Annotated in this window: 11 protein-coding genes; 8 read left to right on the top strand and 3 right to left on the bottom strand. The window is 66.6% G+C overall.

Features of this window, described 5'->3' with window-relative positions; translation table 11 throughout:
* Positions 1-13: 13 nt before the first annotated feature.
* The 3 genes from FBZ93_RS29235 to FBZ93_RS29245 all read left to right on the top strand — a co-directional run bounded on the left by FBZ93_RS29235 (position 14) and on the right by FBZ93_RS29245 (position 1,461).
* The gene (locus FBZ93_RS29235; protein ID WP_050424352.1) at positions 14-391 is read left to right on the top strand and encodes a TIGR02301 family protein; all 378 of its coding nucleotides are present in this window, start codon (positions 14-16) and stop codon (positions 389-391) included.
* Positions 381-1,037 carry an HAD family hydrolase gene (locus FBZ93_RS29240; RefSeq protein ID WP_146990758.1) on the top strand — a complete coding sequence of 219 codons (657 nt, stop codon included), beginning with the start codon at positions 381-383 and terminating at the stop codon, positions 1,035-1,037. Before FBZ93_RS29235 ends, FBZ93_RS29240 begins: the two co-directional genes overlap by 11 nt.
* 157 nt (positions 1,038-1,194) lie before the next feature.
* A complete protein-coding gene (locus FBZ93_RS29245; protein ID WP_074132134.1) occupies positions 1,195-1,461 on the top strand; it encodes a hypothetical protein in 267 nt (88 codons plus the stop codon).
* Positions 1,462-1,472: 11 nt separating this feature from the next.
* On the opposite strand, the gene FBZ93_RS29250 is transcribed toward FBZ93_RS29245, so the two are convergent.
* Positions 1,473-2,807 carry a dihydroorotase gene (locus tag FBZ93_RS29250; protein WP_146990760.1) on the bottom strand — a complete coding sequence of 445 codons (1,335 nt, stop codon included), beginning with the start codon at positions 2,805-2,807 and terminating at the stop codon, positions 1,473-1,475.
* A 129-nt stretch (positions 2,808-2,936) separates the two neighbouring features.
* Here FBZ93_RS29250 and FBZ93_RS29255 point away from each other — a divergent pair, with 129 nt between their 5' ends.
* The 5 genes from FBZ93_RS29255 to FBZ93_RS29275 all read left to right on the top strand — a co-directional run bounded on the left by FBZ93_RS29255 (position 2,937) and on the right by FBZ93_RS29275 (position 8,494).
* Entirely contained in the window at positions 2,937-3,818 is an 882-nt protein-coding gene (locus FBZ93_RS29255; protein WP_146990762.1) for a YgfZ/GcvT domain-containing protein, read from the top strand.
* Positions 3,815-4,441 (top strand): DNA-3-methyladenine glycosylase I, encoded by a 627-nt coding sequence (locus FBZ93_RS29260; RefSeq protein WP_146990763.1) that lies wholly within the window; start codon positions 3,815-3,817, stop codon positions 4,439-4,441. The genes FBZ93_RS29255 and FBZ93_RS29260 overlap by 4 nt, the downstream gene beginning before the upstream one ends.
* A complete protein-coding gene (locus FBZ93_RS29265; protein ID WP_146990765.1) occupies positions 4,438-5,049 on the top strand; it encodes a YfbR-like 5'-deoxynucleotidase in 612 nt (203 codons plus the stop codon). The genes FBZ93_RS29260 and FBZ93_RS29265 overlap by 4 nt, the downstream gene beginning before the upstream one ends.
* Before the next feature lie 122 nt (positions 5,050-5,171).
* Complete coding sequence (locus tag FBZ93_RS29270; protein ID WP_146990767.1) at positions 5,172-5,678, top strand: tyrosine phosphatase family protein; 507 nt, start codon at positions 5,172-5,174, stop codon at positions 5,676-5,678.
* Between the two features lie 110 nt (positions 5,679-5,788).
* Entirely contained in the window at positions 5,789-8,494 is a 2,706-nt protein-coding gene (locus FBZ93_RS29275; protein WP_146990769.1) for a DUF2339 domain-containing protein, read from the top strand.
* Between the two features lie 27 nt (positions 8,495-8,521).
* On the opposite strand, the gene FBZ93_RS29280 is transcribed toward FBZ93_RS29275, so the two are convergent.
* Entirely contained in the window at positions 8,522-8,755 is a 234-nt protein-coding gene (locus FBZ93_RS29280; RefSeq protein ID WP_024579958.1) for a DUF6894 family protein, read from the bottom strand.
* 240 nt (positions 8,756-8,995) lie between these two features.
* Positions 8,996-9,574 (bottom strand): hypothetical protein, encoded by a 579-nt coding sequence (locus tag FBZ93_RS29285; protein WP_021080004.1) that lies wholly within the window; start codon positions 9,572-9,574, stop codon positions 8,996-8,998.
* Positions 9,575-9,647 lie beyond the last annotated feature (73 nt).

Consider the following 9,647-nt stretch of genomic DNA (forward strand, 5'->3'; position numbering starts at 1 on the left):
TCCGGAACCCCTGATGATCAGAGCCTTTCTCGCCGTTGTGATCCTGATGTCCGCATGCCTTGCGACGCCCGCCCGGGCGCAGGACGCGGCTGCGCCGTTCGACGGCGACCTGCAGCGGCTGGCCGAGATCCTCGGCGCCCTGCACTATCTGCGCGGCATCTGCGGCTCCAACGAGGGCGCCAAATGGCGCAACGAGATGCAGGCGCTGATCGATGCCGAAACCCCTTCCGGCGATCGCCGCGCCCGCATGGTTGCCGGCTTCAATCGCGGCTACAACGGCTTCCAGCAGACCTACCGGACCTGCACGCCTGCGGCCAGCGTGGCGATCCGCCGCTACATCGAGGAAGGCTCGAAGATCTCGCGCGACCTGACGGCCCGCTATGCCAACTGAACGGGCGATCTTCTTCGACCTCGACGGCACCCTGACCGACCCGAAGCCCGGCATCACCGGCTCGATCCAGTATGCGCTGGCCAAGCTCGGCCGCCCGGTTCCCTCGCAGGACGAACTGACCTGGTGCATCGGTCCGCCGCTCAGGGCGAGCTTTGCGATGCTGCTCGGCGGCGAGGAGCTCGCCGACCGCGCGGTCGAGCTGTACCGCGAGAGGTTCGGCGACGTCGGGCTGTTCGAGAACAGCGTCTATCCCGATATCGCTGACGTGCTTGCCGAGTTGCGCGGACGGCCTGGCCGGATCTTCGTGGCGACTTCGAAACCGCACGTGTTCGCGACCCGGATCGTCGCGCATTTCGGCCTCGACGGGTTTTTCGACCACGTGTTCGGCTCCGAGCTCGACGGAACGCGGGTCAACAAGGTCGACCTGCTGGCCTATGCGCTGGAGCAGACCGGGGCCGACCCGGGGAAAGCCGTGATGATCGGCGACCGTAGCCACGACGTGATCGGCGCTGCCCGTAACGGCATCCGCGCGGTCGGCGTCACCTATGGTTACGGCACGGCGCAGGAGCTGACCGAGGCCGGCGCCAGCCATCTGTGCGCCTCGCCGCGCGCGGTGCTGGACCATATCCACAGCTCATTTGGCTGATCCGGGCCGCGATATCCGGAATTCCCCTTCAAATGCCGTGGCGGCCGTTAACCTTTTCGAAAGAAGTGGGCTATGCGGTACCCGCATGCGTGATACACCTCACGGGTCTCGCAGTGGTTCGCTCCTCGAACCGCGCGCATCCATTTTGCAGAGTTTCATGCGCCATCCAGCGTCCTTCCATCACCAAGACGATCCGCGTCCCGATCACGAGCAGAAGCAGGCCGCGCTGAGCTATCTGAACGAGGCGTGGGCGGAAGCGCGCCACGATGGCGTCGACGGCGACTGCCTCGCGCAGGCGAGCCTGTTTGCGGCGCTCGCCGAGCTCGTCAACACCTATGGCGAGGACGCGGTGGCGAAGTTCGCCGAGGGCCTCCCCGCGCGCGTGCGCAACGGCGAGTTCTCGCTGGCGCTCGCCAGGCAGTAACCGACCAAACGCTACGGCTTCAGCGTTTCGAGGAACCGGACCGGTTCGCCGGTCGACGGCGTCGTCACCTCGCCCTGCCACATCACGCGCTTGCCGCGCACGAAGGTACCGACCGGCCAGCCCTGCACCCGCACGCCGTCATAGGGCGTCCAGGCCGCGCGCGAGGCGATCCATTTGTTGGTGATGGTCTCGCTGCGCTTCAGATCGACCACGGTGAAGTCGGCATCATAGCCCGCCGCGATGCGGCCCTTGCAGGCCATGTTGAACAGCCGCGCCGGACCGGCGCTGGTGAGGTCGACGAACCGCGCCAGCGACAGCCGCCCGGCATTGACGTGATCGAGCATCAACGGCACCAGCGTCTGCACGCCGGTCATGCCCGAGGGCGAAGCCGGATAGGTCTTCGCCTTCTCCTCCAGCGTATGCGGCGCGTGGTCGGAGCCGAGCACGTCGATGATACCCTGCTCGATGCCGTACCAAATGCCGGCGCGGTGATCGGCCGAGCGCACGGGCGGGTTCATCTGCGCCAGCGTGCCGAGCCGCTCGTAGCATTCGGGCGCAGCCATCGTCAGGTGATGCGGCGTCGCCTCGCAGGACGCGACATCCTTGTGGTCGCGCAGGTAGAGGATCTCTTCCTTGGTCGAGATGTGCAGCACATGGATGCGCTTGCCGGTCTCGCGCGCTAGGTTGACCAGCCGCTCGGTCGCCATCAGCGCGGCGGTCTCGTCGCGCCACACCGGATGCGAGCGCGGATCGCCCTCGATGCGCAGCGGCTTGCGCTCATTGAGGCGGTATTCGTCCTCGGCGTGAAACGCGGCGCGGCGCCGGATCACCTGGAAGATCCGCCGCAGGCTCTCGTCGTCCTCGACCAGCAGCGCGCCGGTGGAGGAGCCGATGAACACCTTGACGCCGGCGCAGCCCGGCGCGCGTTCGAGCTCCGGCAGGTCCTGCACGTTCTCGCGGGTGCCGCCGATGAAGAACGCGAAATCGCAATGCATGCGATGGTGGCCGCGCTTGACTTTGTCGGTGAACGCCTCCTCGGTGACCGTCAGCGGGTTGGTGTTCGGCATCTCGAACACTGCGGTGACCCCGCCCATCACGGCGCTGCGCGAGCCGGTCTCGAGATCTTCCTTCTGCGTCAAGCCGGGCTCGCGGAAATGCACCTGGGTGTCCATCACGCCGGGCAGGATGTGCAGCCCCTTGCAGTCGATCACCTCGCCGGCCGAGGCCTGGCCGAGCGAGCCGATCGCGGCGATGCGGCCATTCGTGATGCCGATATCGCGCACGCCCTCGCCGTCCTGATTGACCACGGTGCCGGATTTTAGAATGGTGTCAAAATGCTGATTCATCGGTCCTCGGCGCCCGCTTTCGGCTGTCGCGCGGGCCTTGTTCGGCGCACTCTAGCGCCTTAGCTTGGCAGGGGATATCCGCGAGGACCGCGTTTCCCAAGGAACTTGGAAAAAGAGCCAATTTTGCGAATGAAAGCAGCGTTTCTTCCAGATCGGGGCGTGGTCAAAGTCTCTGGCGAGGACGCCCGCAACTTCCTCAACGGCCTCATCACGACCGACGTCGAGCAGCTGGCCCCGGGGCAGGCCCGGTTCGGCGCGCTGCTGACGCCGCAGGGCAAGATCATCGTCGATTTCCTGATCACCGAGGTGCCCGTCGGCCATGGCGGCGGCTTCCTGATCGACGCGCCGCGCGCGCTCGCCAAGGGGCTTGCCGACAAGCTCGGCTTCTACAAGCTGCGCGCCAAGGTCGTGGTGGAAAACCTCTCCGACAGCCTCGGCGTGCTGGCGGCCTGGGATGGCGAACCGGCGGCGACGCCCGATCTCGCCTTCGCCGATCCGCGCAACGCAGCGCTCGGCTGGCGCATCCTGATCCCGGAAGATCTGAAGCAGAAACTCGCTGATCTGATCGGCGCCGATCTCGTCGACTCCAGCGCCTATGAGGCGCACAGGATCGCAACCGGCGTGCCGCGCGGCGGGCTCGACTTCATGTATGGCGACGCTTTCCCGCACGAGACCAACATGGACCGCCTCAACGGCGTCGATTTCGACAAGGGCTGCTATGTCGGCCAGGAGGTGGTGTCGCGCATGCAGCACCGCGGCACGGCGCGCACCCGCACGGTGAAGATCATTCTCGATGGCCCATCGCCCGAGGTCGGCGCAACCATCCTCGCCGGCGACAAGCAGGTCGGCACCATAGGCTCGACTGCCGGCGAGAAAGGCCTCGCGCTGGTGCGCATCGACCGCGTCGCCGACGCGCTCGATGCCGGCCTACCGCTGACCGCGGGCGGGCTGTCGCTGCATCTCGCCGAGCCGGACGCTGTCCGCATCCCACCCAAGCAGACCGTCGCATGAGCCGTACCGCGCAACTGCATCCCGACGGCAAGACGCGCTGCCCGTGGCCGGGCGAGGACGCGTTCTATGTCGCCTATCACGACAATGAATGGGGCGTTCCGGAATATGACGACCGCGCGCTCTATGAAAAGCTGATCCTAGACGGCTTCCAGGCCGGCCTGTCCTGGATCACGATCCTGCGCAAGCGCGACAATTTCCGCAAAGCCTTCGACGATTTCCAGCCCGAGAAGATCGCGCGCTACACCGACAAGAAGGTGCATGCGCTGATGAACGATGCCGGCATCGTCCGCAACCGCGCCAAGATCGAAGGCACGGTGGCGAGTGCGAAGGGCTATCTGGAGATCATGGAGAAAGGCCCCGGCTTCTCGAAATTCCTCTGGGACTTCGTCGACGGCAAACCGAAGGTCAATCAGTTCAAGACCACCGCGAGCGTGCCGGCTTCGACGCCGGTCTCGATCAAGGTCTCCAAGGAGCTCGGCGCGCGCGGCTTCAAATTCGTCGGCCCCACCATCGTCTACGCCTTCATGCAGGCGACCGGCATGGTCAACGATCACCTCGTCACCTGCTTCTGCCACGAGTCCTGCAGCGGCAAGCTCCGCACGCCGCGGCTCAAGAAGAAATGACGGCGCGCAAATCGGACGTGGCGGTCCGCGCCTGGCAGCGGATGTTATCGGGACGGCGGCTGGACCTGCTCGACCCGTCGCCGCTCGACATCGAGATCGTCGACATCGCACATGGGCTGGCGCGGGTCGCGCGCTGGAACGGCCAGACCTCGGGCGCGCACATCTTCTCGGTGGCGCAGCACACGCTGCTGGTCGAAGCCGTGATGCGTCAGCAGACGCCGCGCGTCGACATCAGCCATCGTCTCGCCGCGCTGCTGCACGACGCACCGGAATACGTCATCGGCGACATGATCTCGCCGTTCAAGGCGGTGCTAGCGGGCGAATACAAGGCCGTGGAAAAGCGGCTGCTGTCGGCGATCCATGTCCGCTTCGGCCTGCCGGCGGTGCTGGCGGATGAGATCACCCAGCAGATCAAGGCCGCCGATCGCGGCGCAGCCTATCTCGAGGCCACGCATCTGGCGGGGTTCTCGCAAGCCGAAGCCAAGCGGCTGTTCGGCCGCGATCCGGAATTGCCCGAAGCGACCGAGCGCGACTATCTGACGCCATGGACCGCAGCACGGGCCGAGAAGCAGTTCCTCGAACGCTTCGGGGCATTGCACGCGTCTTAGGTACAGCACCGCGAAACCTGCCGCGGTTGCGCCGCAAAACGAACAACCGGCATGGCGCCGCGCGCCTTTGCCCATCGGGGAGCAGCCGTTATAATCGGCTCACCCGATACCTAAGGACCATCATGCTTCACGTCTGCTCGCTTGCCGCGCTCTCCGACACGGTTCGTGCCACCGGCGCCAGCCATGTGCTGACCGTGATGGCCAATGTCGACCAGGTGCAGCGGCCGCCCTCCGTGCTGCCGGCCAACCATCTGAAAGTGTCGATGGACGACATCGTCGAACAGATGGACGGGTTCGTCGCGCCGAACGAGACGCATATCGAGCGGGTGCTGAACTTCGTGCGCGGCTGGGATCGCCGCGCCCCGATGGTGGTGCATTGCTACGCCGGGATCAGCCGCTCGACCGCGAGCGCATTCGCCACCGTCTGCGCGCTCAATCCGCACCGTGACGAAATGTCCATCGCCCGGCTGATCCGCGCGGCCTCGCCGATCGCGGCGCCGAACCGGCTGATCGTCAGCCTCGCCGACAAGGCGCTGGGGCGCGAGGGCCGGATGCTGCGCGCGCTCGATGCGATGGGCCCCGGCAGCATGAGCGTCGAAGGCCGGCCCTTCCACATCGATCTGGAATAGCACGACCTGCCACGCAGGGGCGCTTGAACTTCCAGTCCTCTCAACCGCACTACTAGGTTGCGACGGACGGCCGGCCAGCCGATGGTCCGGCGCGTCCCGCCGGAGGCCCAATGTTCGATTCGCCGTTCGATTTCCTGACGCTCGTCATCGCCATTGTTGCGATCATTTTCGCGCGCAAGGCGCTGGGCCAGATCGCGGTGCTGCAGCGCCGGCTGGATGCGATCGAGGCGGTCGGTGCGGCCGCCGCGCGCGCGGCCATGCCGCCTCCGCTGGCCCCGCAGCAGGAGTTCGAACAGTCGCTTCCGGCGGCGCCTCCCATCGCGCCGCCGCCACTCCCCGAGGCGGCCACCAGCGAGCCGACGACGCAGCCAGAGCCAGGTGCGGAGACTGCGAGCGCCGCGCCACCGCCGCTGCCAGAACCGCCGGCCCCGGCACAGCCGGCGCCCGGCTTCGAGGAGACGCTCGGCACGCGCTGGGTGGTGTGGATCGGCGGCCTGACGCTCGCGCTCGGCGGCTTCTTCATGGTGCGCTATTCGATCGAGGCCGGGCTGCTCGGCCCCGGCGTGCGCACGATGCTCGGCGGATTGTTTGCACTGGCGCTGCTCGGTGCCGGTGAATGGACGCGGCGCAAGGAGAGCATCTCGAACATCGCGGCGCTGCCGATCGCCAACATTCCGGCAATCCTCACCGCCGCCGGTACCGCGGTGGCGTTCGCAACGGTCTACGCCGCCTACGCGCTGTACGACTTCCTCGCGCCGGCAACCGCCTTCATCCTGCTCGGCATGGTCGCGCTCGGCACGCTCGCGGCCGCGCTGTTGCACGGACCTGCGCTGGCGGGGCTCGGCATCGTCGGCGCCTTCGTCACGCCGATCCTGGTCTCGTCCGACAAGCCCGACTTCTGGTCGCTCTACATCTATCTCGCGATCGTCACGGCGGCGGCGTTCGGCCTCGCGCGGATCCGGCTGTGGCGCTGGCTCGCGGTCACGACAATCGCGTTCGCGCTGCTATGGACCTTGCCCTGCCTGCAATGCGGCCCGGAGATGATCGCGCCGCACGTCTGCCATGTCATCGCGGGCTTCGTGCTGGCGGCGCTGCTCGTGGTCTGCGGCTTCGTGTTCGGCCCTGATGGCGATGGCGAGGAGATCGAGCCGATCTCGTCCGGTTCGCTCGCCGCCTATCTGTTCGGCGCGATGCTGATCGTGCTCAACAGCGCCCACGCCGACACCGCGATGATCGGCTTTACGCTGCTAACGGCCGCGAGCCTTGCCGTGGCCTGGCGCGCCCCCGCCGCGACTGGCGTGATCGCCGCCGCGTCAGCGTTCGTCTTCATCGTGTTCGGCGAATGGGCCGTGCGCCGCAATGTCGACATGCTGGTGCTGCCCGGTGGCGCGATCCCCGGCATCGGCCCATCGGCGACCGACGGCTCGGTCTCGCTGCATCTCGTCACGGCTGCGCTGTTCGCGGCGGCCTTCGGCATCGCCGGCTTCCTCGCGCAATTGCGTTTTGCCACCACGAAGGTCACGGTGACCTGGGCCGCGGCGGCCGTGTTCACACCGGTCGCGCTGCTGGTCGCGCTCTATGCGCGGATCGCGCATCTCGATCGTTCGATCCCGTTCGCAATTCTCGCCGTGCTGCTCGCCGCAGCCTACGCCGCCGCGACCGAAGCGCTGACCCGGCGCGGCGAGCGGCCGGAGCTGTCGTCCTCGATTGCGCTCTCGGCGACCGGCGCCCTCGCCTCGCTGGCGCTGGCGCTGACCTTCGCTCTCGACAAGGGCTGGCTCACCATTGCGCTGGCGCTGGTGTCGATGGGCACGGCGTGGCTGTCGGTGCAGCGGCCGATCCCGTTCCTGCGCTGGCTTGCGGCGATCTTCGCCGGCATCGTCGTGCTGCGCATCGGCTATGAGCCGCGGATCGCGGGCGATGTCGTCGGTACCACGCCGATCTTCAACTGGCTGCTGTGGGGCTATGGCGTTCCGGCGCTGTCATTCTGGGCCGGAGGCCATTTCCTGCGCCGCAACGGCGACGACGTGCCGCTGCGCATGGTCGAGTCGGCGGCGATCCTGTTCACGGTGCTGCTCGCCTTCATGGAGATCCGCCACGCTGTTAATCGCGGCGACGTCTACTACGCCAGCGCGGGACTGACCGAGGTCGCCTTGCAGGTCGGCGTAGCGCTTGCGATGGCGATCGGGCTGGAGCGGCTGCGGCTGCGCAGCGGCAGCATCGTCCACAATGTCGGCGCGGTGCTGCTGACCGCGTTCGCCGGGCTTGCCAGCCTGTTCGGACTGCTGGGGCTGGAGAACCCGATGCTGTGGTGGCAGGACGTCGGCGGCAGCTTCATCAATCTGCTGCTGCTCGGCTATGCATTGCCGGCCGTGCTGGCGCTGTTGCTGTCCTACGCGGTAGCCGGCCATCGTCCCGCTGCCTACGCCAACACGATCGCGGCCGGCGCGCTCATCCTTGCGCTCGCTTATCTCAGCTTCGAAATCCGCAGGCTGTATCATGGACCGGTGCTGACGCGCGGCGAGACCACGGGCGCGGAGCAATACACCTATTCGATCGCGTGGCTGATGTTCGGCGTCGCGCTGCTCGGCGTCGGCATCGTGGTCAACTCGCAGCGGGCGCGGCTTGCGTCCGCTGTGGTGATCGGGCTGACGATCCTGAAGGCGTTCCTGGTCGACATGTCGACACTCACCGGCGTCTACCGGGCGCTGTCGTTCATGTGCCTTGGCATCGTGCTGGTCGCGATCGGCTGGCTATACCAGCGCATCCTATTCCGCAGGCGGGCCACTCCACCCGTCCCGCAGACCGGGACTTGAAGCATGTTGTCCTGAACAGCGAGAGCCTCAGTCGACGGATTCAGCGACCAAGCGAATCCGGAATACCGGTTTTCTGCCCTCGTCGAGCAGCTCCATGTGCCACTCGCTGTTCTGCTTCATGTTGCGCGAAATGCTGCCGAGGAAATTGCCGCAGACCTTGGTCATCTCGGCCCAGGCCACGTCGCGGCTCTCGAACTCGGTCGCGTGATCGGACGCACCGGCGTAGTCGCCGTCGCTGATCCGGAAAAAATACTGCGCCATATGACTACTCAAATCGGTGTCCCCACCATCCCGCCTCGCGGCGATGAACGCTAGGTATTGAGTAGCTATCAACGCGTGGCGACCGCCATCCGTATGACTACGGCTCGGAGCGTATTCCCGCTAACGCGCAGATGAGAAGCGAGAGCGTTTTCGAGCGAAGTGGATACCGGTTCGCGTGAAGAAAACGCGTCAAAACAGGAATCTGGAGCCTCGTTCCGATTCAATCGGAACGGATAGGCTCTAGTCGGTCGAGCGGCGCAATTCCGGCGCGCTCTCGACCTTTGCCGGCTCGGCCTTGACCGGCTCGAGCTTCGCGCTTCCGACCTGCGGTGTCTCAACGCGCGACACTTCGGTCGGCGTGGCATCGGCGGATCGCGTGCGCGGGTGCAGCGTGCGCGGACGCGCCGCCGCGCGCGCCATCAGCATCTGCTGGCCGCCCTGGTGATGGAAATCGCAATAGGCGAAGCCCATGCCGGAGACCGAGCCGCGGAACGAGCGGTCGTCCTGCTTGTCGAGATTGAAGCAAGGTTCGAACGGAATGCCCTTCAGCGAGGCGCAAACGCTCTGGCCGCGGATTTGCAGCGTATTGCCAGGCAGGCGCACGTGGCGGATCGGGCCGGAGCCGGAGAACTGGATCGAGCCTGCCGCGCCGAGATCGTCGAGGATACGGCCGGCGCCGCGGGTGCCATCGAAGCAGGTGAAGGCGAATACCTTGCCGGCGACGAATCTGCGGGCCTCATCGGCATTCATACTGCCTGCGAATGCCGGCACGACCATCGCTCCGGCCGTGACGGCCCCCAACACCAAACGCGCAAGCATGAGCTACTCCACTTACGAGCGCGGGCACCCGCTCCTTGTTGAGCATGATCCCCGCTACCGACGCTTCTCGGCG

It is taken from the genome of Bradyrhizobium macuxiense (genome assembly GCF_007993935.1).
Taxonomy (GTDB): domain Bacteria; phylum Pseudomonadota; class Alphaproteobacteria; order Rhizobiales; family Xanthobacteraceae; genus Bradyrhizobium; species Bradyrhizobium macuxiense_A.